The following is a 21,278-nucleotide window of genomic DNA, read 5'->3' as shown; positions in this document are numbered from 1 at the left end:
CAGTATGTCCATGCCCAGCCTGCGCGCCATCCTCCTCGCCCCACTCCTCGCGGCCTCGGTCGCCCACGCCGCACCCGCCTGCAAGCCCGGCCAACCCGTCGAAGAAAGCGGCTTCGTGAAGATCGGCGGCATCGAGCAATGGGTTACGGTCAGCGGCGACGACTGCACCAATCCGGTCCTGCTGTACGTGCACGGCGGCCCGGGCAACCCGACTTCGGTGTTTGGCGCAGGCCCTTATGCTTCGTGGCGCAAGCATGTCACCGTGGCGCAGTGGGACCAGCGCGGCAGCGGCATGACCTGGGGCCGCAACCGTCCCGGCGAGGAAGTGCCGCTGAGCGTCGAGCAGATCCGCGACGATGGCATCGAGGTGACGCGCTACCTGGCGCAGCGCTTCGGCAAGCGCAAGGTGATCCTGCTGGGCAGCTCGTGGGGGTCGATGGTTGGCATCCATATGGCGAAACAGCGTCCGCAACTGTTCTGCGCTTATGTCGGCGTGGCGCAGATGGTCGGCTACCACGAAAACATGAGCACCTGGGGCACGGTGCTCGAGCGCGCAAGGGTGGCCGGCGATGCGGCGACTGTCGCCCAACTGGAAGCGCTTGGTCCGCCGCCGTGGACCAATCCACGCAACTTCGGCATCGTACGGCGCGCAGTGCGCAAATACGAGGCACAGACAAGCGATCCGACGCCCGCAGCCTGGTTCCAGGTGCTGCCGCAATATGCAACGCCGCAGGCCAAGGCCGACTACACCGACGGCGAGGATTACTCGTTCCTGAAATTCGTGGGATGGAAAGGCGACGGCATGGCCTCGACGACCGATCTGTACCGCCTCGGCACGCACTACGAGCTGCCCGTCTATCTGGTGCAGGGCAAGGAAGACCTGCTCACCGAGCCGCAAGTCACCAGGCGCTTTTTCGAGGCCATCACGGCGCCGGACAAGGCGCTGTTCGAGGTGGCGCGCGCCGGTCACGATCCCAATGCACCGCTGATCGACGCCCAGAAGCGGGTACTGACCGAACGCCTGGAATGGCGCTGCGATTGAATATCGCGGCTAGCTACCGGTACTGATACAGCGGCCTTTGCACCACGATCGGCCGGATGTCGAGCCGCACGTTATAGACCGAATAAGCTTCGCTGAACGCCGACTGGTAACCCACGCTCTCGCCAACGCGACTGAGCTTGAACTCGAAGCCCAGGTCGGGCCGCTCGGCGTTGGGGCTGTCCAGCGACAGGCCGATCGCGTCTACCTGGTCGCTGTCGATCAGCTTGGCCATCAGGTCGACCACCGTGCCGTTGCCGAGGATGTCGGCCGAGAACAGCGGGCCGCGCCAGTACGGCTTCTTGGCGTCGACCTTGCCGTGCGCTTTCTCGGGCGCCGGCGTGAAGATCTTGGTGGCCAGGTTGAAGCGGTCGCCATTGTCGAGGTAACTCAGGCGCCCGTTGGCGAGATTGAAACTGCCGTCGCGGGTGGCGGCCTCGCTCAGGTCGACCAGCAGCGCGCCGCGGTAGCCGATCACCTCGACGTCGCGCTTCGGCCCCACCACCATCGCCGTGTTCTCGTCGATCCCGAGGCCGATCTTGTAGCCCTTGGCCAGCATCGCCGGCAGCATGCGCGCGAAGCGCCCGCGCACCAGCAGGTGCTGGTCGATGAAGACGTCGTCCCCGATGAAGCCCAGGCCGCGCGTGATCTGGCGGCCGTCGTCGACGCCATGCTGGAGGGTGGACAGGATCGAGCGCGGGTGGCCGAACATGGTGCTGCTCATGATGGCGGCGCCGGCGCTCGAGCCGGCGATCACGCCGCCGCGCCGGTACATGTCCCACAGGGCGTCGAGCACCTGCGTGTTGCTGCCGTCAGGCCGGCGCAGGACGCCCGTGATGCGGCCCTGGTCGCCACCCGAGAAATAAGCGCCGCCGGCCGTGCGCACGGCCTCGGCCAGCTTGGGATCGTCGGCCGCGGCGCGCCCGTCGGCGCCGTCCAGGCGCTCGGCAACCGGAACGAAGAAGGCGTCGGCGCCATGGCGGTTCAGGCGCTCGACCAGATAATTGCCGGCCCGTTCGGGACTGGCCGAGGCGGAGGCGAACACGGCCACGCGGGCGCCTTTGCCGCCAGCGAGCTGGACGATGCGTTCCCACACGGCATCGTTATCGGCGCGCAGGGCGCCGCCGATGATGACGAGCGAGCCTTTCGGCGGTACTGGTTCTTTGTCAGCGGCATTGCTGGCACTGCTCGCCAGCAATGCCAACGTGAATACGGCATGGACGACGAATCGGAACATAGGGCTTCCTCTGATGAGCCATCAGAGTAAGCCTGATTCCAGATTCACGTCGCCATGTTGAGTACGCTCAGGATAGATAGATGTTGGGAAAGTAACGTTCCATCAAAGTTTCTGGATACAACGGCGCGGTAAAACCGAAGCGCTCGTACAAGCCGTGCGAGTCCTTGGTGGCCAGCGTGAAGCGGCGCAGTTTCTGCAGGCTGGGGTGGCCCAGCACCACGCCGATCAATTGCTTGCCGTAGCCATGTCCCCGGTATTCCGGTACGACGAACACGTCCACCAGGTTCGCAAAGGTGGCGTAGTCGGTAATCACGCGCGCGAACGCGATCTGGCGGCCGTCGAGGTAGCCGCCGAAGCACAGCGAATTCTCAATGGCGCGCTCGACGATCGGACGGGAAATGCCCACGGCCCAGGTCGACTGCTCACTGAGGAAGCGGTAGATCATCGGGATGTCGAGCCGGGACTGGTCAGTACTGACCTGGAAGCTGGAATCGTTCGTAATCATTGGGCTTGCAAAGCTGGCAAAAAAACCATTTTAGCGCCGATTGGTCCCCGTATTGGTTTCGATTGAGCTCAGCAGGGAGCTTTTTTTCGCTAGCTTTCTCCCAGTAATCTGCCCACCGGAAGACGTAGCAGCGACGCGGTTTATAATCGCTGGATCCCCAACCGGAATTCCACCATGACCGAACAATTCTCCAAAAAAGCCGAAGCCTGGTCGGCCCGCTTCTCCGAACCCGTCTCCGATCTCGTCAAGCGCTACACCGCGTCCGTGTTCTTCGACAAACGCCTGGCGCAATACGACATCCAGGGCTCGCTGGCGCACGCCGAGATGCTGGCGGCCCAGGGCATCATCAGCGAGCACGACCGTGCCGAGATCGAGCGCGGCATGACGCAAATCCGGTCCGAGATCGACGCCGGCAGCTTCGAATGGCTGCTCGACCTGGAAGACGTGCACCTGAACATCGAGAAGCGCCTGACCGAACTGGTCGGCGATGCAGGCAAGCGCCTGCACACCGGCCGCTCGCGCAACGACCAGGTCGCGACTGACATCCGCCTGTACGTGCGCGCCGCCATCGACGACATCCTGGCCCTGCTGAACGGCCTGCGCGGCGCCCTGACGGATCTCGCGGAACGCCACGCCGACACCATCATGCCGGGCTTCACCCACCTGCAGGTGGCGCAGCCGATCACCTTCGGCCACCACATGCTGGCCTACGTCGAGATGTTCGGCCGCGACGCCGAGCGCATGCAGGATGCGCGCCGCCGCGTCAACCGCCTGCCGCTGGGCGCCGCCGCCCTGGCCGGCACCACCTTCCCGATCGACCGCCTGCGCGTGGCCAAGACCCTGGGCTTCGACGACGTCTGCCACAACTCGCTGGACGCCGTGTCCGACCGCGATTTCGCGATCGAATTCACCGCTGCCGCCTCGATCCTGATGATGCACGTCTCGCGCTTCTCGGAAGAGCTGGTGATGTGGATCAGCCCGCGCATCGGCTTCATCGACATCGCCGACCGCTTCTGCACCGGCTCGTCGATCATGCCGCAAAAGAAAAATCCGGACGTGCCGGAACTGGCGCGCGGCAAGACCGGCCGTGTGTATGGTCACCTGACCGGCCTCTTGACCCTGATGAAAGGCCAGCCGCTGGCCTACAACAAGGACAACCAGGAAGACAAGGAACCGTTGTTCGACACGGTCGATACGGTGCTTGATACGCTGCGCATCTTCACCGACATGGCGTCGGGCATCACGGTCAAGGCCGAGAACATGCGCGCCGCGGCGCTGCAGGGCTACGCTACCGCGACCGACCTGGCCGACTACCTGGTCAAGAAAGGCCTGCCGTTCCGCGACGCCCACGAAGCCGTGGCGCATGCGGTGCGCGCCTGCGACCAGGCGGGCTGCGACCTGTCCGAGATGTCGCTCGAGACGCTGCAGGGCTTCTCGCCGCTGATCGGGCAGGACGTGTTCGAGGTGCTGACCCTCGAGGGTTCGGTGGCGGCGCGCGACCACGTGGGCGGCACCGCGCCGAACCAGGTGCGCGCGGCTATCGTGCGCGTGCGCCAGCAGCTGGCCGAGTAAGCTCTAGCCTTTCCGGCGGGCCAGCGCCTCAAGCGCCCTGGCCCGCTTTTCATTTCCGCTATCGATTGACGACTCAATGACCGCCCTCCCCACCCGCGACTACGCCGCCTTCCTGTTCGACATGGATGGCACCATCCTCACCTCGATCATCGCCGCCGAGCGGGTCTGGGCCGCCTGGGCGCGCAGCCATGGCCTGGACGTCGACGTCTTCCTGCCAACCATCCACGGCAAGCGCAGCATCGACACGGTGCGCGGCGTCGGCTTGCCCGATATCGATGTGGAAGCCGAAGCGCAGCGCATCACGCTGGCCGAGATCGAGGATGTCGAAGGCATCGAGGCGATCGCCGGCGTGGCGGCTTTCCTGGCCACCCTGCCGGCCGACCGCTGGGCCATCGTCACGTCGGCCCCGCGCGCGCTGGCCGAGGCGCGCATCGCCGCAGCCGGGCTCCCGACGCCGCCAGTGATGGTGGCCGCCGAAGACGTCCAGCGCGGCAAGCCGGCGCCGGATCCCTTCCTGCTGGGCGCAGAAAAACTGGGCATGCGCCCGCAGGATTGCCTGGTGTTCGAGGATACGCTGGCCGGCCTGCAATCGGCCGAGGCAGCCGGGATGGACAGCATTGTCGTCACCGCCACCCACCACGAGCCGCTCGCAACCCGCGTGACCGGCGTGCCGGACTACGACGACTTGCGCGCCATCCGCACGCCGGAAGGACTGCTGCGGCTGCAGCGTACGCGGTCCTGAAACACTGTCTCCGGATCCGGCTCTTGCATGACGCCGCCCATGCCCCGGACTACGCCCGCAAACTGAACTGAGCGGCCGGTTCCGGGCAGGGCCGGCGCATTGACCTCAGTCGGCAGGCCGCCGTTTCACGACGGCGCGGCGCGCCAGTTCATTACCGAGCGCGGCGGCGCGACGCCAGTGTTTCATGGCACTGGTGCGGTCGGGACGAGCAATGCCATTGCCTTCCCAGTCCATGAGCCCGAGATTGTAGAGCGCCGTGGCGTCGTCGCGCTGCGCGGCCTGGGTGAACCAGGTGCGGGCCTGGGCATGGTCGACCGGCACGTTGACGCCCTTGTAGTGGATCATTCCCAGGAAGTGCATGGCGCCGAGATGACCGCGGCCGGCGGCCAGTTCCAGCTTGCGCAAGCCCTCGGCCATGTCGAAATGACCACCTTGCTTGTTTACCTGAATCATGCCTTGGGTGGCAAGTCCCCAGGCATCGTCAAGCTCCACCGCCTTGGCTGCCCACTCGCGTGCCGCAGCCACCCGCTCGCGCATGTCATCGCGCGCGATCTCGCCCGGCGTCAGTCCTTCGCCCAGCAGCACCATCCATGCATAGGGACCGTAGGCGGCGCCATTGCCTTCCCCGGCCAGGATCCGCAGGCTGGCGCGCGCGCTCTCCAGTTCGCCGGCCGCATGGCTGCGCAATACCGGAGCGACGGCCTCGCGCTCGGCGGCCGATGGCGTGGCCGGCGCTGCGGCAGCGACGGCGGCACGGCCGGGCAAGGGGCTGTGCATGGGCAGGGCCCAGACGGCGCACGCCAGCAGCAGCACCGTCGGAGCCAGCAGCATGACGAGGGCGGCGCGGTCGCGCCTGCCCTTGCGTGCCAGGGCCATGGCGCGCCGCGCCTGCGTCTCGCTGCCCAGGGCCTCGCCCAGCGTGGCGCGCATCCGACGCTGGAACATCCATACGCTTATCGGCAAAGCCAGGCTGGCGAGCGCGAGCCCCGGCAGCAGGCCGGCCCACAACCAGCCGCCCAGCAGCAGCAGCGCACTGGCCAGGGCGCCATGCCACCAGCTGCGCTTGGCGAATCGCGTATAGGCATGGCGCAAGGTGCCAAGCACCGCTGCCTCGATATCGCTGGCATACTGCGCCGACACGACGCCCGCGTGCGCGCTGGCGCCCTTCCCCTCGAGCACGGATTCGACGACCTCGGCGTTCAGCTCGGACGCCGCGACATGGCGCAATGGCGCAAGCAGCTTGTCGACATCGCTGGCGAACACGCCGTCATCGGCCATGCGGGCCAGCGCTTCTTTCAGGGCTCGCAGGTCGCGCTGCAGCAGGTCCTCGACCATATCGTCCAGCGTCAGCCAGCGCAATGGGCGTCCATACGCCACCAGGTCGTAGCGCTCGGCGCCGCATCCGGCCGCCAGCCGCACCAGGCGCACCGGCATCGCGTAGCGCGCCACCAGGGTCGCGCCGTCGTCGCCCGGCGCCAGCCCGGCCAGGCTGATGGCATCGCTGATTCGGGCCAGGGCGTGCGCGCCTTCGCCATAGGCAATTTGCAGCGCATCTTCCGGCATGCCGTCGGGCTGCTCGATCGCATATGCCGTCGCCAGGTGCACGCTGACGGCCGACGACTGTCCGGTCTCGCCCGATCCGGCGCAGGGACTGCAGACCAGGTGGCCACTGCCGCCGCAAGTGCGGCAGCGTACCGTGCCCGTCGCATGGCAGGTCGGACACTGCACCCGGTCGGTGCCGTTGCAGCTACCGCAATCGACTTTGCCGCCCTGGCAGAAATAGCATGGATCCTGCACCTCGCGCTGTCGGCTCACATTCTCGTAATGGTATTCCGTACGCTGGCTCGTGCCGGTGCTGTGGTAGTCGGTGACGGTCACCGGAACCTGGATCGTCTCGGAGTAATACTCGATGCGCGTGGTATAGCCGCGGCCCACGCAAGAATTGCAATTGACCTTGCCGAACATGCAGTTGAAGGACTTGCACTTGACCCGCAGGCTGCCGTGGCACTCCCAGCATTCTTCGTTGCCGCAGCCGCGGCAACCGTGGCAGGTATCCCGGCCCTCTCCATCGCACGTCGCGCAGGTCGCCAGGTAATGGTGCCGCACCTGGGCGCCGAGGTAGATCCCGTCGCTGACCGTGTCGTAGGCGGTTTCCGGCTCGTGCAACTGGCGCTCCAGCCTGGCCATCGCCTCGCCGAGAACGGTGTGGCGCTGGCGCTCCTCGCTTGCCAGGAACTGTCCCGGGGCGCTGCAACGCTGGTCTCCGGGGCCGGGCTTGAAGTGTCCGGTGATCGCCGTGCGCTGCGGGGATGCGTCGAGCACATGGGCGACCTCCAGGTAGTAGGGATAGGCGATGTCTTCTTCGGCGATCGCCTGGACGTCGTGCGGCTCGAAGCGCGTCTTGTCGCGCACCAGATGGCGCACCATGGAAAGCGCATCGCTGGCGACGGGCGCCGCCAGCGCCATCCCGTCCTCCTCCAGCCCGGCGACCGCCGGCAACAGGCTTGTCGCGCCTGACAGGGGGGCGCTCGCGGGGGCACCGCAATGGTCGCAGAACAGCGCGTCGTCCGGGTAGACGGCGTCGCATGCCGCGCAGGAAAGCAGAGTTACTTCGAGGTCTTTAGTCTGGTTCATCACATTCTGGATGGTTCGTGTCGCGGGCGAAGCCGGACTACTTGAGCGGTGCAGGGGCCGGATAGTACTGGCGCATGGTCGCGCCGGTGTTTTCCAGGATCGTCTTGAACAGCTGCTGCGCCGCTTCCGGCGTCGGCTGGCGCTGCATCTCGAGTTGGGCCAGGTCGATGCGCGCGCGCGGATAACGGGCGTCGGCGGCGCGCCGCAGCAGCCGCAGCGCCTCGGTGGCGTCGCCCCTGGCCTGGCCGGCGATCATCATCTCTGCCAGCTGGGTCTGGGCCACCGGGAAGTCGAGTCGGGCCGCCTTGTGCAGCCACTGCTGCGCCGCGCCAGCGCCTTGGCCCCGGCCTGCTGGCGCCAAGGCGGCCATGCCGAGCGTCGTCATGGCGACGACGTTGCCGCCAGCGGCCTGGCGCTTCAGGCGCGTCAGCGCCGCGGCGTCGACCTGGCGCGCACGCCGCTCGATATCGTGATCGAGCTCGGTCCATGCACGCTCGTCCATGTCTCGGTACCAGCTGGCGTCGCCGGTGCTGCCGATCGAGCCGTCGCCGCTGCGGTACCGCTTGTTGGCATGCTTGCGCCCGGCGTCGGGAGGCGGCGCGACCCAGGCCGGCGCACGCCAGCCGGGCGGCGGCAGGAAGTAGAAATCACCGGCCAGCGAGGATTCGAACCAGGGTTGCTGGTCTTCGAGCGTGCGCCGCCGTACCTGGTCCGACAAGTCGCGAAACAGTCGCTCCGCATCCAGGCCGCGCTGGCCGAGCAGGTTGGCCAGGGTCTCGGTATAGATGCTGTGCCGGCGCCCGGTCCCGTCCTCGGCCAGTTGTCCCGGCGCGGTCGAATACGCGACCAGGGTGCCGCGCGGGGCGCGCGTGCCCGCCAGTCCCAGGTTCGTGAAATTGCGCAGCCGTACCGCCGGCACCGGCTGAAACGGGTTGTTGCGACAGGCGTCCAGGATGATGATGTTGACCGCCGACTGCGACAACGCCAGCCGCTCGTGCAAGGTCTGCAGCGAAAAGGCGCGCTGTGCTACCCCGGCTGCGCTGGTCGGCGTGATGTCGACCGGCAGCAGGTAATTGCTGCCGTCGATCTGGATGCCATGTCCGGCGTAGTAGACGAGCGCGGTCGCGCCAGGGCGCAGGCCGGCGCAGAAGCCGCGCACTGCCTCGAACATGGCGCTGCGGTCCAGGTCTTTCGACAGCGTGACGGTGAAGCCGGCCTTGCCCAGGGTCCGGGCCATGAGGTCGGCATCGCGGCGCGTGTTCGGCAGCAGGTGTGTGTTGTAGGCGCCGTTGCCGATCACCAGCGCGTGGCGGTCGGTCGCCGTCCTCGTGGCCGAGGCCCCCGCAGCGGCACCCGGCAGCCATGCCGCGGCAGCGCTCAGGGCAAGCATGTGACGGCGCTTCATGGCTGGGTCAACTCCAGCGCATCCTCGACCAGTGCCGACTGCGCGAGGGAAGCGCGGATGCGCGCTGCGTCGCGCGGCTCATCCAGCGCCAGCCATAGCTCGCCGGCCGGGGTCGGCCCCCATACGATCTTGCAGCCGTGCCGGACGAGCAGCGCCACCACCTCGCCGAACGCGGCGCCGGGCTTGAGCGTGAGCTTGACCTGGGCGCGCTGCAAGGTGGCGGCGCTGGTGGCGACGCCGCGCGTGGTGACGAGTTCCGGCCCCGGCACGAACAGCGCACCGACGACCGTGAACTGGACTGCCAGCAAGGCCACCAGCGCGGCGGGGCCCGGCGCCAGACCCCAGCCGTGCAGCCGTTCGCGCCATGCGCGCAGCCATGCCGCCGGCCCGGACGCCGGCCGGGAGGCATCCATGCGTTTCTTGAGCAGCGCATAACCGGCCATCGGGTCGCGCCGTTCGCCGTGCAGGCGCGCCGCCCCCATCATTCGTTCAGCGAAGTGCAATTCAGCACGCGCGTCGGAATTCTCCGCAATATATTTTTCAATATATGCATGCTGGGTTTCGTCGAGCGTTCCATTGACATAAAACGGTAATAAATCCCGAAACTGTCTTTTACGATCAAGCTCATCCAATTCTTTCTCCCGCATGATTACTGCCGATCGCTCGCTCGAGACAGGCGCGAATTACCCGCCTTGCATGAAACAGGCGCGATTTGATTGTTCCTGCCGGCGCACCAGATTTAACTCCTGCTTCTTCCACACTGCAGTTTTCGACTGCAGTCCAATAAATCGCTTCACGCTGCGCATCGGGGAGCTTGTCAATACACTCGAGTAATGCTTCACCCATTTCACGCTCGTCGAGAAGCGTTGCCACATCCCACTCCGGTTCTTGCACGGCATCGAACAACGCGGTATCCGCACCACCAATCTCGCGCGTATATTTGACGTTCTTTCGGCGCCATTCGCGAATTTTATTGTTTGCAATACCGCATACCCATGTCGAATATTCTGACAATCCATGGTATGCCCCTGGCTTGCGGAATGCCGCGTGGAACGTGTCAACCACGACCTCCTCGGCTCCGGCATCGTCCCAGACACGGTAGCGCACATAGGCATACAAGTCCGACTGATATGCCGAATACAGCCGTGCGCAAGCTGTATCGTCACCTTTTTCAATTCGGTTCAATAAATTTTTAACTTCGTGGCGCGGCAGGTTTTTCATTAAATCAAAAAATATTTACTTAACAATTGAACCGAAATCAAAGCTATCACGATCAAGGGTGGTACGTGGCTGGAAGAGTTTACAGTGGCAGAAAACAAGAACAGTGAGTATGCTAGCAAAATTTTTTGACAGAGTAATACTTTTATATCAGGCGCAACACTGCAAAGTAACCAGAAATAACTACGCCAACTAATATGACCACCTGCTCTTCCTGCGATACCATTAATGCGCCAACGGCGAAATTCTGCAAAAAATGCGGCACGTCGCTCGCTGCGCCGGCCGCTCGATGCTGCACTTGTTCCCATCCCTTGAAGCCTGGCGCGAAGTTCTGTGGCAGCTGTGGGAAGCCGACCGCGGCGCCGCTGGTGACGCCAGCGCCGGCGCCGGAACCAGAGATCATTCCGGCGCCGCAGCCCATGCCCGAGCCGCCATCGATGCCTGCGCCCGCACCGCAGCCGGAAGCGGAAGCTGCGCCAGCGCCCGAGACCAGGGCGGCGCCTGAACCTGAACCTGAACCCGAGCAGGAGCCAGAGCTCGCTCCCCTGCGCCACGATCCGCCAGTTGCCACCGCGACCGACGCCGCGACCGACGCCGCGACCGTGCCGGTGGACGGCGCACGCGACCCAGCGGCGCCTCAGCCGGAGCCGGGCGCCTCGTCCCGCCTGACGCGGATGCTCGTGATTGGTGGCGCCGGCATCGTCATCGCCGGCGCAGGCGCCGCCTATTACCTGCTGGCCGACGACGCCGGCAGCGCGCCGGTGGCGGCCGTCCCATCCACGGCACAGCCGCCGGAAAGCGTGCCGGAGCCGCAGCAGGCGCCGACGCCCCTGCCGGCCGCCCCGGCCGTGGCCACGCCCCCCGTATCGCCGGCCCCTGTATCTCCGGCCCCCATCGCGCTGGAACCGACGCCGCAACCGGCCGCGCCGCCGCCCCGTGTCGAGCAGCCACCCACACCGGCGGCCCAGACGCCGGCGCCCGTACGCGCAGTCGCCGCCCCGCCCAAGCCCAGGGCCGAGCGCACGCCGCCGCCGGCGCCGGCTGACGATGGCATCCGCGCCCTGCTGTCGCGCGCCGAGCAATACCTGGCGCAGGCGCAGTTCGACAAGGCGATCGCCACCGCCGAAAGCATCCTCGCGCTGCACCCCGACAATCGCGCAGCCCGCGTCCTGCTCGACAAGGCGAAGACCGGACAGCTGGAAGCGCTGCGTGCAGGCAGCTCAATCGAATAACTCACCACGAACTCACCACATCAAGGAATCGGCATGAAACATCAAACCCTCGCTACCGTGCTGTGCATCTCGCTCGCCGTCACCGGGTGCGCCACCACTGGCCAATCCGGCATGGGTACCGACAACACAGCCATGAAATGCGGCCTGATGGCCGCCGGCGGCGCCGTACTTGGCGGCCTGGTCGACGGCAAGCGCGGCGTGCTGCGCGGCGCGGCGCTGGGCCTGGGCGCCTGCGCCGTCATGGAAGTGGTGTCCAGCCGCACCCGCTCATCCGACGAAGTCGAGAAAGCCTACCGCAGCGGCAACCGCAACACCCTGCCCGCCTCGGCCAGGCTGGTGAGCTATGCCAGCAGCGTCTCGCCGCGCGGCCAGGTCGTCAGCGGCAATCCGGTCAAGGTGCAGTCGACCATCCGCGCAGTCTCGGGTACCGGCGAGCCTATCCGCGAGATCCGCGAGGTGCTGGTTGCCTATGCGCCGGACGGCAAGGAATTCAAGCGCGGCGAAAAGGTGGTCGACACCACCGGCGGCAGCGGTGAATTCAGCAACAACTTCACCCTGCGCCTGCCCCAGGGCGCCCCCGAAGGCAACTACCGCCTGCAGACCGACATTTACCTCAACGGCAAGCTGGCGTCGACCAACAACGCCGACTTCAGCCTGGTGCAGGCCGGCCAGCAGCGCGCCGTGGCCGCGCGCTGATCCGCACATCCCTTACCACTTACCCCATCACCAAGGAGTCACCATGTCCGCTGTTTCCCTGAACTGCACCCGCTGCGGCACTTCGGTCGCCATCGGCGCCGGCTTTTGCGAAGAATGCGGCCTGCAGAACCCGACCATGCAGGCCAACGCCTCGCCGGCGGCCGCGCCGGCACCGGTAGCGCCAATGCCGGCAGTGGCGGCGGCCGCCACGATGCCCGCCGCCGCTCCTGCCACCGTGCGCGGCACGATCCTGCGCGACACGAATTCCGGTCCAGGAATGATCTCGGTGAACGGCCAGAAAAAAACCTTCACCCTTGAACAGCATTGGCACGGCAGCTCCGCGCCGATGGTCGCGATGCCGGTCGACGTAACCCTGGACCTGCAAGGCGAAATCAGCATGGTCGTCCCGGCGCGCATCGGCGTGGAAGACCTGGAAAAAGTGAAGGAGAAGGCCAGGCAGGCGCTCGACGGCGGCTTGCCGATCGTGGTCGCCGGGATCGGGCGGATCGGCAAGCCAGTACTGGCGGCGGTGCTCCTCGTTCTGGTGAGCTGGGTCTGGCTGCCGGCGGTCACCGTGACCGTGATGGCGGCCATCAAGCAGAGCGCCACCATGTTCGACGTGCTGCGCCTGGCCAATAGTGGCGCCAGCCTGGAGAGCTTCGGCCAACTGGGCGGCGGCAGCAGCGGCCTGTATGGCGTGCTGTGCGTCCTGGCGATGTTCGCGCCCCTGCTGCCGGCCTTCGTCAAGCACAAGTACGCGCCATTCGCTTATTTCGCTCCCCTGGCCTTCCTGGCGCTGGTCGGCCTGACGATCTACCTGAAGATCAACTCGATGGCCAGCGATGCGCGCGACGGCATGCGCGCCTTCGGCGGCAATCGTATGGACGAGATGGCCGACGCCATGGTCCAGCAGATCATGAACGCCATCTCGGTGGGTTTCGGCACCTATGTCTCGCTGGCCGCGGCGGCGTACCTCGCGTGGCGCGGCGTCCAGGCCCTGCGCTCGGCGCGCTGATCGGCCCCCACCCACATCATTCATCCAACTACAAGGAAAACCACATGAACCGCTTCGCCTCGCGCATCGTCCGACTCGCGCCTCCCACCATCCTCGCCCTCTGCCTGGCCGCCTGCGGCAAGAGCAACGACACGGCGCCGGCCGCGCCGGAAGCCGCCGCCCCCGGCCTTGCCGACCTGAAGAACCCGGAAGTCATGGCCAAGGTGGCTGCGTCCACGCTGCCGAAAGGCGACCCGGCCACGCCGGTGTCGGCCTACCGCAAGATCGACAGCGGACACCAGGTGATGTTCCTCTACTATGCGCTGGCGAACATGCCCGTGCCTTACGAAGACATCGCGCAGGCCTATTCCGACGACTACAGCCGCACAAGCGACAGCTTCAAGCGCAACGACATCATCAAGGCGCTGCAGCCGCGCATCGACCAGGAAATCGCCAACGCGAAGGCCGGCCGCTACGTCATGCTGGAACAGCAGGACAGCTCGCTGCTGCAGCGCTACAACTTCGAGAAGAAATCGTTCGCCATCGACGAATTCGCCAGCGATGACCGCTATCGCTACTTCAACGACAACAGCAAGTACACGCTGACCAATACCAACAACAGCCAGTTCACCGCATTCCCGGTTCCCGATGAAGCGTCCGCGCGCAAGATCGAAGGCTACCTGAGCAAATATGCCCAACTGCGCATGCAGACTTATGCCTTCGTGCAGGATGTCGATCCGAGCAATCGCCGTGTCAAGCTGCAGGTGATGAAAGTGCGGCTGCTCGACCCGTCCGGCGAGCTGCTGACCGAGCTTTGAACATGCGTTTCACGCCTCGCTTTCCATGGCGTCCGGCTATTGCTGCCCTGTCTCTGCTGCTGGGGGGCTGCGCCATCAGCCAGCAGGGCGGCAATACCCTGGTCCAGCTCGACGCGGATGAACTTACCGCCACCAGGCTGCAGGTGTTCAAGGTCGGCTCGGCCGAGGGAGTGTTGCGCCGCACCCTGGACCAGCAGTACCAGATCAAGCTGTACGACCGCATGAAGCTGATCGAACTGGGACGCATCGACAACCCGCGAGTGGTGCGCGCCGAACACGTGTCGGGATACGACCTGATCGTGCTCCATGCGCCGACCCAGGCCTGTCCGCAGGCCCACCGGCTGTACGAGCTGCGCGGCCTGACGGTGGGCATGTACGACATCAACAACACGCCGGGGCAATGCGATCGCATGCTGGGCTTTGCATCCGACGGCCAGGGCTGGACGGCTCTGCAGGAACGCGGCAATGGCGAGCGGATGGCCTGGTCCTGGTCCAACGGGAAGCTGGTAAGGATGCGCCATCCTGACCTGGGCGCGCCGCCCGGACGCGAGGCCGGCCAGGCGGCGTCCGGCGCCGGACGGCGGCTGGCCGGCCGTTTCGAGTCCGGCGAAGCGCCAGCGGCGGCGCGCCCGCGTGCCGTTACCGCCAAGCGCAGCGCGTCCGCCAGGCCTGCCGTGGCGAACGCGAAACGGGAGCCGACGCCGGTGGCGCCGGCGCGCAAGATCGACGCAGGCAAGTACAGCAAGCTGCCGGACAACGGCGTCACCGAGATCGCACCCGCCAGGGTGATCATGCATGACGCTGACTGAGCGCCACGCCGGATCCGCCAGCGCCGGCGACGGCTGGCTGTTCTCGCGCCAGCCGCGCGCGGCATGGGTGTGGGTGATGGCGATCGTCACCGGCACCTACCTGCTGGTGGAGTGCGGCTTCAATTCGCGCCTGCTGGATGTCGTCGGCGGCATGCCCGACAAGCATGCGGTGGAAGCCATCGAAGTGCGCGGCCGCCTGATCTCGGGCGCCGCCGTCGCGCTGGTGCTGTGGCCTTTCCTGCTCAGGCGTGGGGTGCACCGTGGCTGGCATCCGCTGCGCACGGCCGCCGCGCTGCTGGCGATCAGCGTGCCGGCAATCGCGCTGACCTACCACGCGGAGCGCGAACTGGTGGATGCGATCGTCGAACGTTCGAGCCCCGAGCAGCGCTACCTGGCGGTCAACCTGCTCACCGTCCAGAACGCGCTGGTGGCGGGCGGCGTCGAGTTGGCCAACCTGCCGCTCACACGCGAGCAGCTCGCCGCACCCGACGGCAAGACCTTCCTTGCCGTGTTCCCCTTGCTGGCCTACTCGACGCGCAACCTCGAGGAAAAGATTCGCGAGCAGAAGGCCCACATGCTGCGCAGCGTGACCGACCGCGCGTATGGGGGGCTCGACAAGAACTACAACCGCTTCCTCGCCTCGCGCGAGGAGCTGATCAAGCGCTACAACGAGGATTACCTCGTCGGCTGCGACAAATACAACGCAGCGCTGTCAGGGATCGGCGCCAGGCAACAGCGCGCCTGGCGCGACTACACGGCGCGGCTGGCGCGGCGAGGCCTGTCGCCCGAACGCGTGCCGCCCGCCTATTGGCGCAGGGTGCGCGACGACGTACGCGCGAACGGCGTTCCAGTTCCCAAGGGCTGGGATCCGGGCGACCGCGGCGCGTTCGACGACGCCATCGAGCGCAAGGTGCGCACAAGCGCGATGGAGGAGTTCCACGCCGCCGTTGCCCGCCATTTCGACGGCCAACGGCTCGCGCCCAACCTCGACAAGCGCGGCTTCTTCTCTCACCCGCTGGTGCAGGACGACTGGCGTCGCAAGCTCCAGTACGCCGACACCGGGGTGCGGCTGCCGATCGACCTGCCGTCCGACCGCGAGGCTCCGCGCTTCTTCGAGCGCGCTGTATATGAGAAGGTGCTGGACTGGCATGTGCAGGACAAGCTGAAGAAACACAGCGCGCCGGTAGCGACATTCGCCGATGACGGCAGGCACCAGGAACTGGGCATGGACAGCATGCGCGCCATGGTGGTGCCGCCGGTCGCGCTGGCGTTTTCAATCATGGGCGCCCTGGTCCACCTGATCAAGCTGGCGCTGTTCGTGGTGCAGCTGGCGTTCGGCCGCGGCTTCACCTACGGCCTGGCCAAGGGCGCGTTCGTGACCGGATCTTCGCTGGCCCTGCTGGGCGTCTTCCACTTCGTCCCGACCAGCCAGATTCCGCACCAGCCCTTGTACGACTACTTCGAGCAGCGCGGCGCCATGCTGGGCGGCGAGGGCACGCCGACCCTGGGTGGCCGCGCCATGGTGTTCTACGCGCGCAGCGTGATCCAGGTGCAGCCGGTCGCCTACCCCCTGTTCGAGGCCGTGCGAGTGCACGTGCTGCGCGGCCATGATTTCGGCTATCGCCCGACCACCATTGCAGACGATTCACATGATTAGAACCTTCCCTGGCCATAACGTCATCCTGGCGCTGACCCTCACTGGCGCGAGCCTGGCGCAGGCCGGCATGCCCGAGGCGGGCAGCTTCGGCGAATTGGAACAGGCCGGCTATGTGCCGCTAGACCTGCTTACCACACCCTTGCTATATCCGGTCGCCACGGGCAAGCCTTACGACGCCCGCACCCTGCTGCTCCAGGGCCGGAACAGCCTGCCGGCCGACCTGAAGAAACGCAGCCGCGAACTCGACGACCGCGACGAATTCAAGGTCCACCAGGCGCTTCAGGCCTTCAAGCCCCACCTTGAAGACCGGACGACCGCCCTGCGCCAGGCGCGCGGCTACCTGGTCGGTGTGCGCTACAGCTTGGGCGAGTACGACTTCGAGCACCGCCGCTTTCCGCTGAAGCTGCAACTGCAGGTGGCCAAGCCGCGCTCGAACGACAGTTATCACTGCTCGGGGGCTTACGACAAGATCCGCAACACCCTGCTGAGCGCCTGTGTCGGCCCCATCAACTGGAATGGCAAGCATCCGGCATTCCAGTACCTCGCCATCGACGACATCGAGCAGGCCCAACTCATCAAGCAGCGACTGGCCCAGGAAAAAGCCGCCTTCTTTTTCGTCATGCAGCCCGACGGTCCATTTCGTACTGATCAAAGCGGCAAGATGCGCTTCGGCATGATCAACCAGACCATCGTATCGGGGGTCCAGCCGGCACGCGTGCTGGGACTGCTGCTGGTCGATCTCGAGACCGACGAAATCCTCATTTCGGGTCCGATGCCGGAGGCGGCGCCGGAGCGCTGAACCGCCCGGCGCCGCGCCCGCGGTTCAGCTGCGCTTCTGCACCAGCGTCAGGATATCGTAGCTAGCCACGAGTTCATCGCGCTGGTTCGTCACCTGCACGTCCCACGCCACCACGCCCTGCCCCCTGCCCTGCTCATCCGCGCGGTTGCGATCGACCTTGCGCTTGCAGGTCAGGCGCGCGCGGATGGTGTCGCCGATTGCCACCGGCGCCACGAACCGCAGGTTGTCCAGGCCGTAGTTGGCCAGCACCGGCCCCGGCGCCGGCGACACGAACAGGCCGGCCGCCGCCGACAGCACGAAGTAGCCGTGCGCGATGCGCTGGCCGAACTGCGTGTCTTTCGCTGCGATCTCGTCGAAGTGCATGTAGAAGTAGTCGCCCGAGACGCCGCCGAAATTGACGATGTCGGCTTCGCTCACCGTGCGGCGGTGGGTCAGCAGCGAGTGGCCCATCTCCAGGTCTTCGAAGTAGCGGCGGAATGGGTGGATCTCGCTTTCCCTGACGGCGCCGCCGCGCACGTATTCACCCGTCACGGCGCCGAGCATGGTCGGCGAACCCTGCACCGCGGCGCGCTGCAGGAAGTGCTTGACGGCGCGGATGCCGCCCAGCTCTTCGCCGCCACCGGCGCGGCCCGGGCCGCCGTGTTTCAGTTGCGGCAGCGGCGAGCCGTGGCCGGTGCTGTCCACCGCTGCTTCGCGATCCAGGATCAGCACGCGGCCGTGCGAGGCCGCCGCCACCGGCACGGCGTAGGCGGCGATCGCAGGGTCCTTGGTGGCGAGCGTCGTCACCAGGCTGCCCTTGCCCCGCGCGGCCAGCTCCAGTGCCTCATCGATGTCGCGGTAGGTCATCAGCGTGCTGACCGGGCCGAAGGCTTCCACGTCGTGCACGGCGTCGTTGTCCATGGCGTTACGGCATAGCAGCAAGGTGGGCGAGAAGAAGGCGCCGCTGGCGACGTTGTCGCCGACCGGATTGAAGCCGTCGCGCGCGCTGAACAGGACCTCGTTGCCGCGCGCGAGCAGCTCGACCCGCTCGCTGACGTCGCGGTGCTGGTCCATCGAGGCCAGCGCGCCCATGCGCACGCCCTCCACTTTCGGATTGCCAACCGTGGTCCTGGCCAGGCGCTCTCTCAGGCGTTCGCCGACCGCATCGACCAGCGTTTCCGGCACGATCACACGGCGGATCGCGGTGCACTTCTGGCCGGCCTTGCCGGTCATCTCGCGCGCCACTTCCTTCACGAACAGATCGAACTCCGGATCGTCGGGCGTGACGTCCGGCGCCAGGATCGCGCAGTTGAGCGAGTCGGCTTCGGCCGTGAATGGCACCGAAGCGCGGATCAGGTTCGGGTTCGAACGCAGCTTGGCGGCGGTATCGGCCGAGCCGGTGAAGGTGACGGCATCGAAACCACCCAGGCGATCGAGCAGGTCGCCGGTGCTGCCGATCACGAGCTGCAGCGCGCCGGCCGGCAGCAGGTTCGACTCCATCATCATTTTCACCACGGCATGGGTCAGGTAGCTGGTGGCGGTGGCAGGCTTGGCGATGCAAGGCATGGCCGCCAGGAAGCTCGGCGCGAATTTCTCGAGCAGGCCCCAGATCGGGAAGTTGAAGGCATTGATGTGCACCGCCACGCCGCCGCGCGGCACCAGGATGTGGGTGCCGGAGAAGCCGCCGCGCTTGCCCAGCGCCATGGCCGGTCCTTCGTGCAGCACGTTCGATGACGGCAGCTCGCGCGAGCCCATGCTGGCGTAGGCGAACAGGGTGCCGATGCCGCCTTCGACGTCGACCCAGCTGTCCTGGCGCGTGGCGCCGGTCAGGTGCGAGATCTCGTACAGCTCTTCCTTGCGCTCCATGAGGTACAGCGCCAGCGCCTTCAGGCATTGCGCACGCTTCTGGAAGTCCTGGCTCATCAAGCTCTTGATGCCGGTCTTGCGTGCAAAAGTCAGGGCCTCGTCGAAATCGATCTTCTCGGCGTGCGTGTGATAGATCAGCGCGTTGTCGAGGGCGCTGTGCAGCGCGGTGTGCGATTCCTGGCCGTGCCAGCGGCCGGCAATCAGGCTTTGTAGTGTCGGGATGTTACCCATATTCTGTCTCCTCGTTTGTCTCTTCAGGCTTTCGGCTTGTGCATGCCGTCGGCGTCGAATGCGATGCGTTGCCTGTCCGGCTCCACCTCGGTATCCGCCTCGACCTCACGCATGGTGTGCAGCGAGCGCACGGCCAGTTCCTGGTACTGGCGGGTGCCGAAGCTTTTCCATTGCACGTCTTCATCGGTGAGTTCACGCATCACCTTGGCCGGCGTGCCCATCACCATCGAGCGTGGCGGGATGACCATGCCCGCCTTCACGAAACTCATCGCGGCCACAATCGATTCCTCGCCGACCACCGCCTTGTCCATCACGACGGCATTCATGCCGACCATGGCGTTGCGCTTGACGCGGCAGCCATGCAGCACGGCGCCGTGGCCGATATGGCCATCGACTTCGACCACCGTGTCCTCGCCCGGGAAGCCGTGCATCACGCAGGTATCCTGCAGGTTGGCGCCCTCTTCCAGGATCAGGCGACCGAAATCGCCGCGCAGGCTGGCGCAGGGGCCGATGTAGCAGCGCGGGCCGACGATCACGTCGCCGATCAGCACCGCCGACGGGTGCACGTAGGCGGTCGGGTGCACGACCGGTCGCACGCCGTCGATCTCATAAACCTTGACCATATCTTTTACGCGCGCTCCACGATCAGCGCGATGCCCTGGCCGACGCCGATGCACATCGTGCACAAGGCGTAGCGTCCGCCCGTGCGGTGCAGCTGGTTCACCGCCGTCATGACCAGGCGCGCGCCGGAGGCGCCGAGCGGGTGGCCGATGGCGATCGCGCCACCGTTCGGGTTGACGCGGGCGTCGTCGTCCGCCAGGCCGAGGTCGCGCGTGACGGCCAGGCCCTGGGCGGCGAAGGCTTCGTTCAACTCAATCACGTCCATCTGCTCGAGCGTGAGGCCGGTCTGGGCCAGCAGCTTCTTCACCGCCGGCGCCGGGCCGTAGCCCATGATGCGCGGCGCCAGGCCGACGGTGGCCATGCCGACCACGCGTGCGCGCGGGGTCAAGCCGTAGCGGGCGGCGGCTTCGCCGGAAGCCAGCAGCAGCGCGCAGGCGCCGTCGTTCAGGCTCGAGGCGTTGCCGGCGCTGACCGAGCCATCCGGCGTGACCACGCCCTTCAGCTTGGCCAGTGCTTCAATGCTGGTATCGGGGCGCGGCTGCTCGTCGGTGTCGACCACGCGCGATTCACCTTTCTTGAGGGCCACCGTCACCGGCACGATCTCGTCCTTGAAGAATCCCTCTTCGTTCGCGCGCGCCCAGCGCTGCTGGCTGCGCAGCGCGAACGCATCCTGGTCGGCACGGGCGATGCCGAACTCGCGCGCCACGTTCTCGGCGGTCTCGGGCATCGAGTCGATGCCGTACTTTGCCTTCATCGCCGGATTGACGAAGCGCCAGCCCAGGGTCGTATCTTCGATCTTGGCCGCGCGCGAGAATGCGCTGTCGGACTTGCCCATCACGAACGGCGCACGGGTCATGCTTTCGACACCGCCGGCGATCACGAGTTGCGCCTCGCCCGCCTTGATGGCGCGCGCGGCGGTGCCCACGGCATCCATGCCCGAGCCGCACAGGCGATTGATCGTGTTGGCCGGCACGTCTTGCGGCAGGCCGGCCAGCAGCGCGGCCATGCGGCCCACGTTGCGGTTGTCTTCGCCGGCCTGGTTGGCGCAGCCGTAGAACAGGTCATCGACCGCCGTCCAGTCGACGTTCTCGTTGCGGGCCATCAGCGCCGCGATCGGCAGCGCGGCAAGATCGTCGGCGCGGATGCTGGACAGGGCGCCGCCGTAGCGGCCGAAGGGGGTGCGGACGGCGTCAACGATGAAGGCGTCGATCATGAAAATCTCCT

General features: G+C 66.5%; 19 protein-coding genes and 1 pseudogene. 11 read left to right on the top strand and 9 right to left on the bottom strand.

Going from position 1 to position 21,278, the window contains the following annotated elements; genetic code table 11:
• The first annotated feature begins 4 nt into the window (after positions 1–4).
• Entirely contained in the window at positions 5–1,042 is a 1,038-nt protein-coding gene (locus FVD38_RS01870; RefSeq protein ID WP_222706877.1) for an alpha/beta fold hydrolase, read from the top strand.
• A 13-nt stretch (positions 1,043–1,055) separates the two neighbouring features.
• On the opposite strand, the gene FVD38_RS01865 is transcribed toward FVD38_RS01870, so the two are convergent.
• Positions 1,056–2,276 carry a cyanophycinase gene (locus tag FVD38_RS01865; RefSeq protein WP_147933279.1) on the bottom strand — a complete coding sequence of 407 codons (1,221 nt, stop codon included), beginning with the start codon at positions 2,274–2,276 and terminating at the stop codon, positions 1,056–1,058.
• Between the two features lie 67 nt (positions 2,277–2,343).
• Positions 2,344–2,781: a GNAT family N-acetyltransferase gene (locus FVD38_RS01860; protein ID WP_147933278.1), complete on the bottom strand. Its 438-nt coding sequence runs from the start codon at positions 2,779–2,781 to the stop codon at positions 2,344–2,346.
• Between the two features lie 174 nt (positions 2,782–2,955).
• Here FVD38_RS01860 and argH point away from each other — a divergent pair, with 174 nt between their 5' ends.
• Both argH and FVD38_RS01850 read left to right on the top strand, forming a co-directional pair.
• Entirely contained in the window at positions 2,956–4,353 is a 1,398-nt protein-coding gene (gene argH / locus FVD38_RS01855; RefSeq protein ID WP_147933277.1) for an argininosuccinate lyase, read from the top strand.
• Positions 4,354–4,429: 76 nt separating this feature from the next.
• Positions 4,430–5,095, top strand: coding sequence for an HAD-IA family hydrolase (locus tag FVD38_RS01850; protein WP_123071565.1), 666 nt, complete (start codon positions 4,430–4,432; stop codon positions 5,093–5,095).
• A gap of 105 nt (positions 5,096–5,200) precedes the next feature.
• Here the strand turns inward: FVD38_RS01850 and FVD38_RS01845 are convergent, their stop codons facing one another.
• From FVD38_RS01845 to FVD38_RS01830, 4 genes are all read right to left on the bottom strand, one after another.
• Complete coding sequence (locus FVD38_RS01845) at positions 5,201–7,729, bottom strand: SEL1-like repeat protein (protein ID WP_147933276.1); 2,529 nt, start codon at positions 7,727–7,729, stop codon at positions 5,201–5,203.
• Positions 7,730–7,766: 37 nt separating this feature from the next.
• Entirely contained in the window at positions 7,767–9,134 is a 1,368-nt protein-coding gene (locus FVD38_RS01840; protein WP_147933275.1) for a caspase family protein, read from the bottom strand.
• Positions 9,131–9,637, bottom strand: a complete 507-nt coding sequence (locus tag FVD38_RS01835) for a hypothetical protein (protein ID WP_147933274.1) — start codon at positions 9,635–9,637, stop codon at positions 9,131–9,133. The genes FVD38_RS01840 and FVD38_RS01835 overlap by 4 nt, the downstream gene beginning before the upstream one ends.
• Before the next feature lie 121 nt (positions 9,638–9,758).
• Complete coding sequence (locus tag FVD38_RS01830; protein WP_147933273.1) at positions 9,759–10,355, bottom strand: RNA polymerase sigma factor; 597 nt, start codon at positions 10,353–10,355, stop codon at positions 9,759–9,761.
• A gap of 194 nt (positions 10,356–10,549) precedes the next feature.
• Between FVD38_RS01830 and FVD38_RS27160 the strand changes: the two are divergent.
• The 8 genes and pseudogenes from FVD38_RS27160 to FVD38_RS01795 form a co-directional block, all read left to right on the top strand.
• Positions 10,550–10,639: pseudogene (locus FVD38_RS27160) on the top strand (zinc ribbon domain-containing protein); the annotation flags it as partial.
• A gap of 150 nt (positions 10,640–10,789) precedes the next feature.
• Positions 10,790–11,584, top strand: coding sequence for a tetratricopeptide repeat protein (locus FVD38_RS01825; RefSeq protein ID WP_229493349.1), 795 nt, complete (start codon positions 10,790–10,792; stop codon positions 11,582–11,584).
• 33 nt (positions 11,585–11,617) lie between these two features.
• Complete coding sequence (locus FVD38_RS01820) at positions 11,618–12,280, top strand: hypothetical protein (protein ID WP_147933271.1); 663 nt, start codon at positions 11,618–11,620, stop codon at positions 12,278–12,280.
• 43 nt (positions 12,281–12,323) lie between these two features.
• On the top strand, positions 12,324–13,295 hold the full coding sequence (locus FVD38_RS01815; RefSeq protein WP_147933270.1) for a zinc ribbon domain-containing protein: 972 nt from the start codon (positions 12,324–12,326) through the stop codon (positions 13,293–13,295).
• A 44-nt stretch (positions 13,296–13,339) separates the two neighbouring features.
• Positions 13,340–14,092, top strand: a complete 753-nt coding sequence (locus FVD38_RS01810) for a DUF4852 domain-containing protein (RefSeq protein ID WP_147933269.1) — start codon at positions 13,340–13,342, stop codon at positions 14,090–14,092.
• A gap of 2 nt (positions 14,093–14,094) precedes the next feature.
• Complete coding sequence (locus FVD38_RS01805) at positions 14,095–14,901, top strand: hypothetical protein (RefSeq protein WP_147933268.1); 807 nt, start codon at positions 14,095–14,097, stop codon at positions 14,899–14,901.
• A complete protein-coding gene (locus FVD38_RS01800; protein ID WP_147933267.1) occupies positions 14,888–16,558 on the top strand; it encodes a hypothetical protein in 1,671 nt (556 codons plus the stop codon). Before FVD38_RS01805 ends, FVD38_RS01800 begins: the two co-directional genes overlap by 14 nt.
• Positions 16,551–17,357: a hypothetical protein gene (locus FVD38_RS01795; protein ID WP_147933266.1), complete on the top strand. Its 807-nt coding sequence runs from the start codon at positions 16,551–16,553 to the stop codon at positions 17,355–17,357. Before FVD38_RS01800 ends, FVD38_RS01795 begins: the two co-directional genes overlap by 8 nt.
• Before the next feature lie 24 nt (positions 17,358–17,381).
• Here FVD38_RS01795 and paaZ read toward each other — a convergent pair whose 3' ends face one another.
• Genes paaZ through pcaF form a run of 3 tightly spaced genes read right to left on the bottom strand, consistent with a single transcriptional unit; the run spans position 17,382 to position 21,267 of the window.
• Complete coding sequence (paaZ, locus tag FVD38_RS01790; protein WP_147933265.1) at positions 17,382–19,433, bottom strand: phenylacetic acid degradation bifunctional protein PaaZ; 2,052 nt, start codon at positions 19,431–19,433, stop codon at positions 17,382–17,384.
• Between the two features lie 23 nt (positions 19,434–19,456).
• Complete coding sequence (gene paaY / locus FVD38_RS01785) at positions 19,457–20,056, bottom strand: phenylacetic acid degradation protein PaaY (RefSeq protein ID WP_147933264.1); 600 nt, start codon at positions 20,054–20,056, stop codon at positions 19,457–19,459.
• A gap of 5 nt (positions 20,057–20,061) precedes the next feature.
• Positions 20,062–21,267, bottom strand: coding sequence for a 3-oxoadipyl-CoA thiolase (pcaF, locus tag FVD38_RS01780; protein ID WP_147933263.1), 1,206 nt, complete (start codon positions 21,265–21,267; stop codon positions 20,062–20,064).
• Positions 21,268–21,278: the final 11 nt, after the last annotated feature.

The sequence above is a fragment of the Massilia arenae genome (genome assembly GCF_008014745.1).
GTDB lineage: Bacteria > Pseudomonadota > Gammaproteobacteria > Burkholderiales > Burkholderiaceae_D > Telluria > Telluria arenae.
Note: the sequence above shows the minus strand (reverse complement) of the source record. Positions and strands in the feature narration are given on the sequence as shown.